Source organism: Pseudomonas sp. RA_105y_Pfl2_P56, from assembly GCF_963970845.1.
In the GTDB taxonomy this organism is placed as follows: Bacteria; Pseudomonadota; Gammaproteobacteria; order Pseudomonadales; family Pseudomonadaceae; genus Aquipseudomonas; species Aquipseudomonas baetica_A.
The window spans coordinates 37,166-51,635 of record NZ_CAXAPL010000026.1 but is presented as its reverse complement, the minus strand read 5'-3'; the positions used below and the strand labels follow the sequence as shown (position 1 = coordinate 51,635).

Here is a 14,470-nt window from a genome sequence, read left to right as displayed (position 1 = left end):
AAGGACGCCGCGTTGCCGGCACTCCACGGCGTCCTGACTCACTTAGCGGGCTTTAGGTGCAACCAGAAAAGCCAGGTTTGCGATTTTGTTGGTTTCCAGAGAAATGCTTTTCATGATGTGAACTCCTTGTTCGTTGATAGTTGAAGTCACCTCGTGGTGACAACTTCATAATAGTTTGTAATGGAATATTGGCAAGTGGATATTAAGTAGGAATGTTCCAGTAATTTTGTCGGAACTATCTTTAGCTGGAGTTGGACTTTGTAGGGTGTTTTTCAATAATTTAAGGGCGTAAGGAAATATCCTTCACGTTAGTAGGAAAGTCCGTGTAGGAAGTCGTGATTGTTGACGTAGAGGTGACGCAGAGTTCGCCAGGGGCAGGCGTAAAGCAAACGGGGAGCCTGCTGGCTCCCCGTCATCCGCATTGATCAGCTGTTAGGCAGCAGGCGGCAGGTGATGCTCTTGATGTAGCGGGTTTCGTTGATCGCCGGGTGTACCGGGTGATCCGGGCCTTGGCCGCCGCGCTCCAGCAACTGGATGTTGCGATCCAGGTGACGTGCACTGGTCAGCAGGATGTTTTGCAGGTCATCTTCCGGCAGGTGCATCGAGCACGAAGCGCTGACCAGGATGCCGTCCTTGTTGAGCAGGCGCATGGCTTGTTCGTTCAGGCGACGGTAGGCGCCTTCACCGTTTTTCATGTCTTTCTTGCGTTTGATGAACGCCGGCGGGTCGGCCACGATCACGTCGAAGCGTTCTTCACTGGCCTTGAGCTCTTTCAAGGCTTCGAAAACGTCACCTTCGATGCAGGTCATTTTGTCGGCGAAGCCGTTCAACGCGGCGTTGCGCTCGACACCGTCAAGGGCAAAGGCCGAGGCATCGACGCAGAACACTTCGCTGGCGCCGAACGCTGCAGCCTGCACGCCCCAGCCACCGATGTAGCTATAGAGGTCGAGGACGCGTTTGCCTTTGGCGTAAGGCGCCAGGCGTGCGCGGTTCATGCGGTGATCGTAGAACCAGCCGGTTTTCTGGCCTTGAATGACCGGGGCTTCGAACTTCACGCCGTTCTCTTCCAGTGCCACCCACTCCGGCACCAGGCCGAATACCGTTTCGACGTAGCGGTTGAGGCCTTCGGCGTCACGGGCGGCGGAGTCGTTCTTGAACAGAATGCCGCTTGGCTTGAGCACTTGAGTCAGTGCGGCGATCACGTCCTCTTTATGCGCTTCCATGGTCGCCGAGGCGATCTGCACGACCAGGATGTCGCCGAAACGGTCGACCACCAGGCCTGGGAGCAGGTCGGAATCGCCGTAGACCAACCGATAGAACGGCTTGTCGAACAGACGCTCGCGCAGGGACAGAGCCACGTTCAGGCGGTGCACCAGCAGCGATTTGTCCAGTGCTACCTTGATGTCGCGCGACAGCAGTCGGGCGCAGATCAGGTTGTTCGGGCTCATTGCCACGATGCCCAGCGGCTTGCCACCCGCCGCTTCGAGGATGGCCTGATCGCCGGCATTGAAGCCATGCAGTGGCGTGGCGGTCACGTCGATTTCGTTGCTGTAGACCCACAAGTGACCGGCGCGCAGGCGACGGTCGGCGTTGGCTTTGAGGCGCAAGCTAGGCAGGGACATGACGTCGCTCCGGAAAAAAGAGCGGGAGTATACCGTGTTGCGAGTTATGTCGGGTTTGATGAGCGATGAAACGCCGATGCGCCTTCGAGAGCCGCGAATTTGCCACCGAGCGGGTTTCGATTATCCGGTCGGTATCAAAAAGTCCGAAGCCAGGGCTTGAATGAAAGTTCCTGACAAATGCCCACCGAGGTGTCGTCTTGCGGTTTTTAAGCGTTAGAATCGCCGCCTGTCCCAGAGTGTGTACTTATGTCCCAAGAGCTGACCACCGAACAGATTCAACAATCCCTGCAAGGCATCAGCGTGCCCGCGCAGCCGCAGATCATGGTGGATCTGCAAATGGAGCAGTACATGCCCGATCCGGACCTGGAGGTGATCGCCAGACTGATCTCCCAGGATCCCGGCCTGTCCGGCTCGCTGCTGAAAATTGTCAACTCGCCGTATTACGGCTTGAGCAACAAGATCACTTCGATCCAGCGCGCGGTGAATCTGCTGGGCAGCCGTTCGATCGTCAATCTGATCAACGCGCAGTCGATCAAGGGCGAGCTGAACGACGACACCATCGTCACGCTCAATCGTTTCTGGGATACCGCCCAGGATGTGGCGATGACTTGCCTGACGCTGGCCAAGCGCATCGGCATTCAGGCCAGTGACGAGGCCTATGCCTTGGGCCTGTTTCACGATTGCGGTGTGCCGTTGATGCTGCAGCGCTTCCCCCATTACATGTCGGTACTGGAAAAGGCTTACGCCAATGCCAGTGCCGAATGTCGGGTGGTGGACACTGAAAACAGAGAGTTCAACACCAATCATGCGGTGGTCGGTTATTACACCGCCAAATCCTGGCGTCTGCCGGAGCATGTCAGCGCGTCAATCGCCAATCACCACAATGCCTTGGCGATCTTCAGGGATGAGTCGTCGCACTACAATCAGATGAAAAACCTGCTGGCGATCCTCAAGATGGCCGAGCACATCTGCGCTTCGTACCGGGTGCTGGGCAACCAGACCGAAGACTACGAGTGGGAAAGCATCGGTCCGATGATTCTCGATTACATGGGGCTGTCGGACTACGACTTCGAAACGCTCAAACAAACGATCCGCGACCTCGGCGCGCGTTGATTCGAGGACACCATGCCTGAACTGCCCGAAGTCGAAACCACCCGCCGGGGCATTGCCCCGCACCTGGAGGGCCAGCGCGTCAGCCGGGTGATCGTGCGTGACCGCCGGCTGCGCTGGCCGATTCCCGAAGACCTCGATGTGCGCCTGTCCGGGCAGCGCATCGTGTTGGTCGAGCGGCGGGCCAAGTATCTGCTGATCAATGCCGAAGTCGGCACGTTGATCAGCCATTTGGGCATGTCAGGCAATTTGCGCCTGGTCGAGGTCGGTTTGCCGGCGCTCAAGCACGAGCATGTCGATATCGAGCTTGAGTCGGGCCTGGCCTTGCGCTACACCGATCCACGGCGTTTCGGCGCGATGCTGTGGAGCAACGATCCGCTCAATCACGAGTTGCTGATTCGTCTCGGGCCTGAGCCCTTGACCGATCTGTTCGATGGCGAGCGGCTGTTCCAGTTGTCACGCGGGCGTTCGATGGCGGTCAAGCCGTTCATCATGGACAACGCGGTGGTGGTCGGGGTCGGCAATATTTACGCGACCGAAGCGCTGTTTGCCGCAGGGATCGACCCGCGCCGCGAGGCCGGTGGCATTTCCCGTCGACGTTATCTGAAACTGGCGATCGAGATCAAACGCATCCTCGCCGCCGCCATCGAACGTGGCGGTACCACGTTGCGCGATTTCATCGGCGGTGACGGGCAGCCGGGCTATTTCCAGCAGGAACTGTTTGTCTATGGTCGCGGCGGTGAACACTGCAAGGTCTGCGGCACCGGGCTGCGTGAAGTGAAGCTTGGTCAGCGTGCCAGTGTTTTCTGTCCGCGCTGCCAGACCTGAAGCAGGAAGCTGAAAAAATCCCACGGTCTATAGTGAGTTGTCTCACTGTTCAGCCCGAAGGATCGTGCCATGAAATCCTCGCAAGTGCTCCTTGTCGCATTGCTGCTGTGTTCCAGCCTGGCTGTTCAAGCCACGGAAAACGGCAGCGGTGATCCGCGCTACACCCTCCAGAACCCACCGGCCTACGCCATGATCGGCGACTTGCTGATTGCCCGACCTTTGTTGGTCGTGGCGACGGTCATCGGGGCGGGCGTGTTTGTTGTGTCGTTGCCGTTTACCGCGCTGGGTGGCGGGATAGGCGATGCAGGGCAGGCGTTGGTGGTTGATCCGGCAAAAGCGGCGTTTGTGCGGTGTCTGGGGTGTACGGGGGGGGGGTTGAGCAGCGCGAGTGAGGTGTTCTGAATTCAGCGCGGTTGTTGATGGTCCTTTCGCGAGCAAGCCCGCTCTCACTTTTGGAATGCATTCCAGTGCGGGAGCGGGCTAGCTCGCGAAGAGGCCCGAAGAAACGCTACAAAGCGGTCAGATCAGGCCTTGCCGGTGATCTTGTTGTACTTCTCCATCAACTGTTCTTGAGTTTCAGGATGGGCTTCGTCCAGTGGAATGCAATCCACCGGGCAAACCTGCTGGCACTGCGGTTCGTCGTAGTGGCCAACGCACTGGGTGCACAGGTTCGGGTCGATCACGTAGATCTCCTCGCCTTGGGAAATCGCGGCGTTTGGGCACTCGGGTTCGCAGACGTCGCAGTTGATGCAATCGTCGGTGATGATCAGGGACATGCTCACTCCAGCCGGGGCGGCAGGCCCGGGCGCTATAAATCAATGCGCGCAATTGTGCCGCATTGGCGCCCGCAGTGCACGCGGGCGCCGTTTGAACGGTCGTTACTTCTTGAAGCGCAGGGTCAGGGCGTCTGCCACGGCTGGGTGGACGAACTTGCTGATATCGCCGCCCAACGCGGCGATTTCGCGCACCAGCGTCGAAGAAATGAATGAATAACGCTCGGACGGGGTGAGAAACAGGCTCTCCACATCCGGGGCCAATTGACGGTTCATGTTGGCCAGCTGGAATTCGTATTCGAAGTCCGACACCGCACGCAAACCACGCAGGAACACATTGGCGTTCTTCTCTTTGGCGAAATGCGCCAGCAACGTCGAGAAGCCGACCACTTCTACGTTCGGCAGGTGTTTGGTGACCTCGCGAGCCAGTTCGACCCGTTGTTCCAGCGGGAACAGCGGGTTCTTCTTCGGGCTGGCAGCGACAGCAATGATCACATGGTCGAACAGGCGCGAGGCGCGTTCGACCAGATCGCCATGGCCCTTGGTAATAGGGTCGAAGGTACCTGGGTACAACACTCGGTTCATCGCGTCGTCCTGGCGGGAGTCCGTTGGGGAGTCGGATGGTATCGCAGCCGTCCCGGTCGGCCAAGTCGCCTGTTGGGTAAGAAAGCACTATAGACGATGGGAATGATCCGGTTTTTCATGGGTTTTTCAGTCGATCGGCGAGGGACGTCGCCAATTGTGCCGTCAGCCCGTATACCGACAACTGCGGGTTGGCGCCGATGCTGGTGGGGAACAGCGAGCCGTCGTGAATCGACAGATTGGTGAGCTGATGATGACGGCCAAGGCTATCGGCGACGGCGGTTTTCGGCTCTTCGCCCATCGCACAGCCGCCCATGACGTGGGCGCTGCCCAACCGTGTGCGATACAGCTCAAGGCGCAAGCCATCGATCAACGTACGGGCCTCGGCCAGGGTCTTCACATAACGCGCGTCGGCGTGCATCGGCATCACCGCTTTGGCGCCCCCGGCGAACTGGATCTCGGCCATGCTGTGGAAGGCCCGGCGCAACCCCTCCCAGGCATAGGGCGAAACTTGATAGTCGAGCACTGGCGAGCCGTCGCCCCGCAGCTCTACGTTGCCGCCGCTGCTGTCGGGGTGAAACCCATCGCGAAGCAGCGCCAGCGTGACGTGGGTATGTGGCAGATCGGCCATGCGCTGCGCGTTGTCCTGACCAAAACCGCCGAGCAGGGTGGCCGCGAGCGCCGGTTGCAGCGGCGGCACTTCGAGTTTGTAGCCCATGGGGCCGGTGACGCCGTCCTTCCACTGGAAATGGTCGGAATAAATCGACTGCGGCGCGCCGTAGAACGGGTTGATGACGTCATCGAAGCGCCCGGCGGACATGTTCACCAAATGCAGGAATGTGCGTTTGCCCAAGGTTTTGTGTGGGTCTGGCGCGTCTGAACGCAGCAGCAGCGCCGGACTGTTGATGCCGCCGCCGGCGAGCACGTAATGCCGTGCCTTGACCGTGATGGAGCGCCCGGTCGGTTCGACGCAACGCTCGTCCATGGCGACGCATTGCAGGGCGAAAACCTTGTCGCCGGTGATCAACAGCTTTTGCACGCGGGCCAGATAAAGCAGCTCTCCGCCCTTTTCCAGGGTGGCCGGAATGGTCGTGACCATCATCGATTGCTTGGCGTTGGTCGGGCAGCCCATGCCGCAGTAACCGAGGTTCCAGCAGCCGCGCACGTTGCGTGGAATAACGTGCCAGCTATAACCGAGCTGTTCACAGCCTTTACGGATCACGTCGTTGTTGGCGTTGGGCGGAATCAGCCACGGAGCGACGCCGAGACGCTGTTCCATTTTTTCGAACCATGGCGCCATCTCGGTCGGACTGTGGCCTTTGACGCTGTGTTCTTTGGCCCAATGTTCGAGGGTCGGTTCTGGGGTGCGAAAGCTCGATGTCCAGTTGATCAGCGTGGTACCGCCGACCGCCCGGCCTTGCAGGATAGTGATCGCACCGTCCTTGCTCATGCGGCCAATGCCTTCCTGATAGAGGCTGCTGTAGGCCTTGTCTTCAAGCATTTTGAAATCGGAACTGGTTTTCAGCGGGCCTTCTTCGATCAGCAACACTTTATAGCCGGCGGCGCTGAGGATTTCTGCCGTGGTACCACCGCCAGCGCCGCTGCCGATGATCGCGACATCGGTTTCGAGGGTCAGGTCTTCCGTGAGTTGTGCGCCGTTGTAGGTTTTCCAGCCTCGGGCGAGGCCTTCGCGGAACGGGTCGGGTACTGGCATGTTCAGGCTCTCTTGTTTTTGTTGTTCCAGCGGGCCCCTTCGCGAGCAAGCTCGCTTGCACATTGAAATGCAGTCCTCGGTGGCAGCGGGCTTGCCCGCGAAGGGCGCGTCTTGGGTTCAGACAGTCGGCGGGCCGGGATAACCGCAATGCGCCCAGGACTCGGCGCGGGTGTACCAGGCCATCATCACCATTTGCTGAAGCGAGCTGTGGCCCATGCGCAACAGGCTCAACGCGCTGTTTTTCCACCGGTCGAGGAAGTGGCGCATTGCTTCAGGGCTGGCGTTTTCCCAACTGCCCCAGATGCCGGTGAGGGGCCCGCGCGTCACGGCCATGCCCAGCACGTCGAACAACTGCCGGGTGAGCTTGAGCATTTCCGGCGACAGGTGATCGAGGCTGTAGTCCAGCGACTGGAGCGTGCCGTCGACCGCGCCGGGCGTCTTCTCGACGGCCACGGCGCCGTCGAGCATTACCGGAATCAATGCGCGCAGAAACAAGAGATCGCCATCGCGCAAAACAGTGAAACCCTGGGCCGGGACGCTCGACGAACAACCACTGAGGCTGGCGCCGAGCCCGGCAGTGGCGAGAAACGCGGTGGCGCCGAGGCTGAATTTCAGCAGGCCACGGCGCGACAGGGCAGGTGTTTCAGTCAGGCTTGGGTGCATTGTTTTTATTACCCGGCGGCGATGACGAATGATTAGCGGATGAACAGCTTCTGAATCAGTTTCTGAATGGATTTTCCGTACGGTGGGTAAATCAGTCTGGCGGCGTTGAAACGCTGTTTGATCAGTACGCCTTTGGCTTTGCTGAACGTCAGAAAGCCTTCGCGACCGTGGTAGTGACCCATGCCCGAAGCGCCGATGCCGCCGAATGGCATGTCATCCTGAGCCACATGCAGCAAGGTGTCGTTCAGGCACACACCACCCGAATGGGTTTCGTGCAGCACGCGGTTCTGTTCGCGTTTGTCGTAGCCAAAGTAGTAAAGAGCCAGAGGTCGTGGCCGCTGATTGATGTAAGCCAATGCCTGCTCCAGATCCTGATACGGCACGATCGGCAGCAACGGCCCGAAAATTTCGTCCTGCATCACGGTCATCTCGTCGCTGACATTGAGCAGCACGCTGTGTGGCATGCGGCGACCCTGGCCTTGGTCGAACAACGGAATCAACAGGGCGCCCTTACTGGTGGCATCGCTGATGTATCCGTTGAGCCGCGCCAATTGGCGATCGTTGATGATTGCGGTGTAGTCCGGGTTGTCGGCGAGGGTTGGATAAAAGCCCTGCACGGCCTGGCGATAGGCTTCGACGAACGCGCCGACGCGGTCTTGCGGCACCAGCACGTAATCCGGGGCCACGCAGGTCTGGCCGGCGTTGAGGGTTTTGCCGAAGGCAATGCGTTCGGCCGCATCCTTCAACGGTACGTCACGGGAGACAATGGCCGGGGACTTGCCGCCCAGTTCCAGGGTGACCGGGGTGAGGTTTTGCGCTGCCGCGCGCATCACCTGCTTGCCGATGCTGGTGGCGCCGGTAAACAGCAGATGATCAAAGCGCAAACGGGAAAACGCCACGCCGATATCTGCTTCGCCGAGCACCACGCACACCAGATCCTCGGGGAAGATTCGCGCCAGCAATGCCTTGAGCAACAGCCCGGTGGCCGGCGTCGATTCGCTGAGTTTGAGCATCACCCGGTTGCCCGCCGCCAGTGCGCCGACCAACGGGCCGATGGCCAGATACAGCGGGTAATTCCACGGCACGATGACGCCAATCACGCCCAGCGGCTGATACACGACTTTCGCCGAGGCGGGCTGGAAGGCCAGGCCGACCTTGCGCCGCGAGGCTTTCATCCAGCCCTTGAGGTGGCGGCTGGCGTAGTGAATGCCGTGCAGGCTGGGCATCAATTCGGCCAGCAGGGTCTCGTCGGCGCTGCGGTGGCTGAAGTCGGCACTGATCGCCTCGATCAAGGCCTGACGTTCATCGCTCAGCACATCGCGCAGGGCCTTGAGCCATTGCTGGCGCTGGGCAGCAGGCGGCATCGGGTTGGCGGCATACGCGACCCGTTGCGCGTTGAACTGCCGATCAAGCGCTTCCAGTGGCTGTTGCAGCGTTTGCAGGTAGGCTATATCGGCAGTCATAGTGGGCTCCGGAATTATTGTAATGGGGCAATTTTTAGAGCCTATACTCTAGAAAGTCAAATGGCTTCCTTGTGCAGCTTTGTTTTATCCATTTCCGGATAGGTCGTAAGATGCCCGTCACCGCACTCTGAACTAAAGCTCAAGCCATGGCCCCACGAATAAAAACCAGCGAGCGTATCGTGCTGAACAGCCTCGAACTGTTCAATCAACAGGGCGAGCGCAGCATCAGCACCAATCATATTGCTGCTCACATGGAGATTTCTCCGGGCAACCTGTACTACCACTTCCCCAACAAGCAGGCGATCATCGCCGTGTTGTTCAGTGAGTACGAAAGCCTTGTGGACAGCTTCCTGCGCCCACCTCAGGGACGCGCCGCGACGGTCGAAGACAAGCGCTTCTATCTCAAGGAGCTGCTGTCGGCGATGTGGCGTTACCGTTTTCTGCACCGCGATCTTGAGCATTTGCTCGACAGCGATCCGGAACTGGCGGCCCGTTATCGACGCTTTTCCCAGCGCTGCGTGATTCAAGGCGCGGCGATCTACGAGGGTTTCGTGGCCGCCGGGATCCTCGACATGGACCGTGTGCAGATTGAATCGCTGACCCTCAATGCCTGGATCATCCTGACGTCCTGGGTACGCTTTCTGTGCACCACCCGTGAGAACTCCAACCACCTCAGCGAGCAAGCCATCAAACGTGGCGTGTATCAGGTGTTGGTGCTGGAAGCCGGGTTTGTCACCGAGCAGGCGCGCGATCAGGTCAATGCGCTGTTCGAAGAATTCTACGTACCGCTGGCCCAGGCCCTTGAGGACGTGAAGTAAACCGTTCTGTCGAATTCCACAGGAGCCCGTTATGTCGATTGCGCAACTGATCAGCCCTACCGCACTGGATGTCCGCAAGGAGCAGCCGGGGCTGGTGATTCTCGATTGTCGTTTTGCCCTCGATGACCCGGACTACGGTCAGCGCAGCTACGCCGAGGGGCACATTGCCGGAGCGAGTTTCGCCGATCTTGAGCGTGACCTCAGCGGCAAAGTGGTCAAGGGTGTGACGGGCCGGCATCCGTTGCCTGCGCCTGCGGCGCTGGTCGAGCGTCTGCAAGCCTGGGGCATCAACGCTGACAGCGACGTGGTTTTGTACGACGACGGCCCGGGTGCCTATGCGGCCCGAGCGTGGTGGTTGCTGGCGTGGCTGGGCAAGCGTGATGGCGTGTTCATTCTCGATGGCGGGCTCAAGGCCTGGCACGCGGCGGGTCTGCCGCTGAGCCTGGATGCACCGACCACTGTCCGTGGCAGTTTCAGCGGCCAGCCGGACACGACCTTGCTGCTCAGCGCCGAGCAATTGCAGCAGCGGCTCGGTCAACCGACGCTGACCCTTCTTGACGCCCGGGCCTTGCCGCGTTTCAAGGGTGAAGTCGAGCCTATCGACCCGATTGCCGGGCACATTCCCGGCGCGCAATGTGCGGCGTTTACCGACAACCTGGGTGGTGACGGTCGATTCCTGCCGGCCGATCAACTCAAGCAGCGCTTTGCCGCCAGACTTGGCGAGCGTTCGCCGTCGGCACTGGTCGCGTATTGCGGCTCGGGCGTGACGGCGTGTCACAACCTGTTCGCGCTGTGCCTGGCGGGTTATCCGTTGGGGGCGTTGTATGCCGGTTCGTGGAGCGAGTGGATCAACGAGCCTTCGCGTGGAATCGCTACCGGCGAGTAATTACCACGCCCTTCCTTGTGGGGGCGAGCCTGATCAATCATGACATCAGGCCCGCCAGCCACTGCGGGATGCGCCTTTCCAGATAATAGCCGGGCTTGCGCAACGAGCCCTCGACGAATCCGACGTGACCGCCGCGAGCCAGCAATTGGAATTCAGTCGTCGCCGACAGTTCACTGGCTTGCGGCAGGCTATGCGGGAACACGAACGGATCGTCCGCCGCTTGAATGATCAGGGTCGGTGTGCGGATCTCACCGAGAAAGTAACGGCTCGACGCGCGGCGATAGTAATCCTCGGCATCGGTGAACCCGTGCAGTGGCGCGGTCACCCGGCCATCGAAATCCCAGAACGTGCGCATGTTTTCCAGCGAGCCGAGCGCCGCCAGTGCGGCCATACCGTCCTCGCGTCCGTCGTGCTGGAATTGCCTTTGCTTGTTCTTGATGTAGGCGACCATCTCGCGCATGAAGTGCGCCTGATAGACCCTGGAAAAACCCTGGCCGATACGATCGGCGCATTGGTCGAGGCGAAACGGCACCGACACGGCCACCGCACCACACACACCGCTGGTGTTGCCGGTTTCCCCGAGGTGCTTGAGCAACACATTGCCGCCCAGGGAATAACCGACCGCATACAGCGGCGCCAGTGGTCGTTTGGCGCGCAGGTGCCGAATGGTTTCGGCGAGGTCCTCGCTGGCACCGGAGTGGTAACTGCGCGGCAGCAGATTCGGTTCGCCTGAGCAGCCGCGCCAGTTCAGGGCGACACTGGCCCAGCCTTGCGCGGCGAGCGCGGCTTGAAGGCCGGCAACGTATGGCGAGTTCGAGGAACCGGTCAGCCCGTGCAGCACCAATACCAACGGAGCTTTGGCACTGTGAGGGCCGTGCCAGTCGAGGTCGAGGAAATCGCCATCTTCAAGCCACAGGCGTTCACGCTGGCGATCAAGATGAACGGTTTTACGCCACAACGGACCCCACAGGGTTTGCAGGTGTGGATTGCCCAGGCCAAAGGCCGGACTGAAACGAAGGGCGGGGGAAGGTGAACGTGGTTGCACGGCAAATCTCGACTAGGTCTTGCGCAAAGCAGCAGACGCCGGTCGTCTGCTGCTTTTCAATTTAAAACCTAACTTGCCACAAAGCCTGCTACGGCGCGACACATGCACTGGAAGATGTGCCGGGCGGTGTGGCCGGTGGTGCAGGCAACGGCTGCTGATCGACGGTTGCACCGATCGTCACCACGCGCCACTGATCGGCAGCCAGGTGTCGGTTCAGCGCCTCTTTGATTTGCTTGAGCGTCAGGCGTTGCACCTGCTGGGCGATGTAATCGATGTCGAGTGGCAGATCATGGCGATTGATGTCCACCAATTGCTTGAGTATTTGTTTGTTGCTGGCGCTGTCCAGGGCGACCATGTTGGTCACTCTAAGCTTGATCTGGTCGAGCTCTTGTTGCGTCGGCCCGTCGCGCAGATAGTCGCGGAACATTGATCGGGTCAACGCCAGAATGCCTGCGCTCAATGACGGGCTGACTTGCAGGGAAATTGTCATCAAGCCCGCGCTGGCCCAGTGACTGTTTTGTGAATGCACGTCGTACACCAACCCGCGCCTTTCCCGTAGTTCGTTCATCAGTCGGCTGTTTGCCGTGCCACCAAAAATCAGGTTGGCCGCGTACAGCGCGGCATAGTCCGGATGCTGGCGCGACACACCGAGCTGGCCCAGTATCAACGAGGTCTGGGTCAGTGGCTGCTCCTCATGGAAGGTCCGTTTGGTGCCCAGCGGTCTTAGCGCAGGCATCGGCGTAGCCCCCGTGCCCGCAGGCATGACCGGTAATGCGTGGCTGACTTGCAGGCTGATGGCTTTTGCCTGGTCCAGCGTCAGGTCACCGACCAGGGTGATCTGTGCATGACTGGCGCTGTAGAAACGTTGGTGGAAGTCTTTGACTGCCTGGCGGCTCAGCGACTGCAGGCCCTGATTCGTGCCATAGAACGGCAGCGAATAGGGGCTGCCCGGGGCAAGCAATGCCTTGACTGACTGCTCGGACGAATTGCCTGCCTGCTCCGACCTGAACAGGAGGTGGTCACGCAGTTCGTTTTTTACCCTCTGTAAAGCCTCGTCGGTCAGCAACGGTTCGCCGAGTATCTGAGTAAACAGGTGCAGTGCCGGGGCGCTTTTTTGAGCGTCGCTCAAGCTGCGCAACACCAGGTTGGCACGTTCGTGATCGATCGTCATTTCGAGCTGCGCACCCAGGCCGTCGAAGGTTTCGACGATGGCAGGCAAGTCTTTGCCTGGCACGCCTTCGTTAAGCATGCCAAACGTGGTGGCGGCGAGCCCCGGCGTGCCGCCGTCCCGCGCGCTGCCCGCCGCGAAGCTGACATGCAGATCGAACATCGGTAATGCCGTGGTGCGGATGAACAACACCTTGGTGCCGGTCAGGGTCTTCCAGCCCTTGATGGACAGCCCCCGTGGCGTGGCCGGATCAGAAACCGGCACCCGGAGAGACTCCAGGCGTGGCGCGGGGAAGTTTGCCGGCGCAACAATCGAAGTGTCTGCAAACGTTCGGGCGCCGCACAGACAGGCGATCAGGCCGAGACCTGACAATGCGACCCAGGTAGGCCAACGGTAGTCGTTCATGGGCGGGTCTCCTTGAACACATGCGCAACACTCAGGCGTTCGCGGGTCAAAAAGGTCATGGCGGCCTGCTGTATATCAGTGGGTGTCACCTGTGCCAGCTCGTCCGCATCCTGATCCAGCAACTGCCAGGGTTGGCCGATACTCTGCAATGCGGCTAACCCCTGGGCCTGCTCTACGATGGAGTCTTGCGCGTAGATCTGCCGGGCAATCAACTGAGTGCGGGCACGTTCCAGCTCATCGGCGGCTGGCGGGCTGGTTCGCAATTCTTCGATCATTTGCCAGACTCGCTTTTCGGCAGCCTCAAGATCGTCAGGGTGGGCGCTGGCAAGATTGGCGGTCAGCAATAGCAGGCTGTCACCGCGTGTGAGGGTGTCGTAAGAGGTTGCCACCTCGCTGAACAACTGCTCGGTAAATTGCAGGCGCTTTTGCAGGCGTGCACTGTTGGCACCACCCAGCAATGTGTCGATCAGGCGCAGAGCGTGCACGGTTCGCCGATTTTCGGCGGTGACCAACCCCGGCACATTAAAGGTCATGATCAGTTGGGGGGCGGGGACGGGCAGATGCAGGATCAGTCTGCGCTCGCCGGGCTGTTTCAGCTCCGTGGGCCTTAACGCGCCCGGAACGGCTCTTGCTTGCAGATGGCCAAAGTAACGCTGCGCCAACTGCTTGACCTGATCGAGCGTCACGTCACCGACAACGACCAGCGTGGCGTTGCCGGGCGCATAGCGGGTTTCATACCAATGGCGCAGATCGCTGGCATTGAGTTGGTTCAGGTCATGCATCCAGCCAATAGTCGGCGTGCGATAGCTGCTGGCCAAATGCGTCACGGCGGTGAGACGCTCAAGTGCCAGGCCGCTGGGGTCGTCTTCGGTTCGCGAACGCCGTTCTTCGCGAATCACCGCCAGTTCCGGGGTCAGGTCTTCATCGCGCAGGTGTGCAGTTGACATCAGATCGGCCATCAGCTCGAACGCAACACCCAGGTACCTGGGGGTCAGGGTTTGGTGATAGGCGGTGACATCTTTGCTGGTGAAAGCGTTTTCCCGGGCGCCGAGCGATTGCAGAATCGCCGTGGCCTCGCCGGCGCAAGTCTTGCTGCTGCCTTTGTAGAGCATGTGTTCGAGCGTGTGGGAGAGCCCGCTCTGGCCCGGTGCTTCGTCGGCGGAACCGACCTTGAACCAGAGTTGTGAGGTCACCAGCGGCGCGCGATGATCTTCGCGCACGAGCACCTTAAGGCCATTGTCCAGAGTGAAGTGGTGAGTCGGTGGGGGCGGGGCGGCCAGGGACATCAGGGGCGCCAGGCAAAGAAAGAGCAGCATCCGGCTGCAAAATGTGTCCATACGTGAATCGTCCTCAGTGGTTAACGCAGATTGCGGCAACCACTGTGGCGAGATTC

The 14,470-nt window shown here is 60.1% G+C and carries 14 protein-coding genes; 5 read left to right on the top strand and 9 right to left on the bottom strand.

The genetic code is table 11. The features are described 5' to 3' along the window. Positions 1–425: 425 nt before the first annotated feature. A complete protein-coding gene (locus AACY11_RS18260; RefSeq protein ID WP_339430370.1) occupies positions 426–1,622 on the bottom strand; it encodes a class I SAM-dependent rRNA methyltransferase in 1,197 nt (398 codons plus the stop codon). A gap of 300 nt (positions 1,623–1,922) precedes the next feature. On the opposite strand from AACY11_RS18260, the gene AACY11_RS18255 reads away from it, so the two are divergent. The 3 genes from AACY11_RS18255 (at position 1,923) to AACY11_RS18245 (ending at position 3,962) form a co-directional block, all read left to right on the top strand. Further along, the gene (locus AACY11_RS18255) at positions 1,923–2,735 is read left to right on the top strand and encodes an HDOD domain-containing protein (protein WP_339495477.1); all 813 of its coding nucleotides are present in this window, start codon (positions 1,923–1,925) and stop codon (positions 2,733–2,735) included. A 12-nt stretch (positions 2,736–2,747) separates the two neighbouring features. Next, positions 2,748–3,560 carry a bifunctional DNA-formamidopyrimidine glycosylase/DNA-(apurinic or apyrimidinic site) lyase gene (mutM, locus tag AACY11_RS18250; RefSeq protein WP_339495466.1) on the top strand — a complete coding sequence of 271 codons (813 nt, stop codon included), beginning with the start codon at positions 2,748–2,750 and terminating at the stop codon, positions 3,558–3,560. 69 nt (positions 3,561–3,629) lie between these two features. Further along, positions 3,630–3,962: a multidrug transporter gene (locus tag AACY11_RS18245; protein WP_339495465.1), complete on the top strand. Its 333-nt coding sequence runs from the start codon at positions 3,630–3,632 to the stop codon at positions 3,960–3,962. Between the two features lie 122 nt (positions 3,963–4,084). Here AACY11_RS18245 and AACY11_RS18240 read toward each other — a convergent pair whose 3' ends face one another. The 5 genes from AACY11_RS18240 to AACY11_RS18220 form a co-directional block, all read right to left on the bottom strand. Then, complete coding sequence (locus AACY11_RS18240) at positions 4,085–4,336, bottom strand: YfhL family 4Fe-4S dicluster ferredoxin (protein WP_221732411.1); 252 nt, start codon at positions 4,334–4,336, stop codon at positions 4,085–4,087. A gap of 102 nt (positions 4,337–4,438) precedes the next feature. Next, the gene (coaD, locus tag AACY11_RS18235; protein WP_221732410.1) at positions 4,439–4,918 is read right to left on the bottom strand and encodes a pantetheine-phosphate adenylyltransferase; all 480 of its coding nucleotides are present in this window, start codon (positions 4,916–4,918) and stop codon (positions 4,439–4,441) included. Positions 4,919–5,033: 115 nt separating this feature from the next. Then, on the bottom strand, positions 5,034–6,629 hold the full coding sequence (locus AACY11_RS18230; RefSeq protein ID WP_339495464.1) for a GMC family oxidoreductase: 1,596 nt from the start codon (positions 6,627–6,629) through the stop codon (positions 5,034–5,036). A gap of 117 nt (positions 6,630–6,746) precedes the next feature. Further along, positions 6,747–7,292: a twin-arginine translocation pathway signal protein gene (locus AACY11_RS18225; protein WP_339495463.1), complete on the bottom strand. Its 546-nt coding sequence runs from the start codon at positions 7,290–7,292 to the stop codon at positions 6,747–6,749. Between the two features lie 32 nt (positions 7,293–7,324). Further along, on the bottom strand, positions 7,325–8,755 hold the full coding sequence (locus AACY11_RS18220; RefSeq protein WP_339495462.1) for a coniferyl aldehyde dehydrogenase: 1,431 nt from the start codon (positions 8,753–8,755) through the stop codon (positions 7,325–7,327). Positions 8,756–8,901: 146 nt separating this feature from the next. Between AACY11_RS18220 and AACY11_RS18215 the strand changes: the two genes are divergently transcribed. Further along, positions 8,902–9,573 carry a TetR/AcrR family transcriptional regulator gene (locus tag AACY11_RS18215; RefSeq protein WP_221732406.1) on the top strand — a complete coding sequence of 224 codons (672 nt, stop codon included), beginning with the start codon at positions 8,902–8,904 and terminating at the stop codon, positions 9,571–9,573. Between the two features lie 31 nt (positions 9,574–9,604). Next, entirely contained in the window at positions 9,605–10,459 is an 855-nt protein-coding gene (locus AACY11_RS18210; RefSeq protein WP_339464684.1) for a sulfurtransferase, read from the top strand. Positions 10,460–10,496: 37 nt separating this feature from the next. Here AACY11_RS18210 and AACY11_RS18205 read toward each other — a convergent pair whose 3' ends face one another. From AACY11_RS18205 to AACY11_RS18195, 3 genes are all read right to left on the bottom strand, one after another. Beyond that, the gene (locus AACY11_RS18205; protein WP_339495461.1) at positions 10,497–11,504 is read right to left on the bottom strand and encodes a hydrolase; all 1,008 of its coding nucleotides are present in this window, start codon (positions 11,502–11,504) and stop codon (positions 10,497–10,499) included. 88 nt (positions 11,505–11,592) lie between these two features. Beyond that, entirely contained in the window at positions 11,593–13,077 is a 1,485-nt protein-coding gene (locus AACY11_RS18200; protein ID WP_339495460.1) for a M16 family metallopeptidase, read from the bottom strand. Beyond that, positions 13,074–14,414, bottom strand: coding sequence for a M16 family metallopeptidase (locus tag AACY11_RS18195; protein ID WP_339495459.1), 1,341 nt, complete (start codon positions 14,412–14,414; stop codon positions 13,074–13,076). The genes AACY11_RS18200 and AACY11_RS18195 overlap by 4 nt, the downstream gene beginning before the upstream one ends. Positions 14,415–14,470 lie beyond the last annotated feature (56 nt).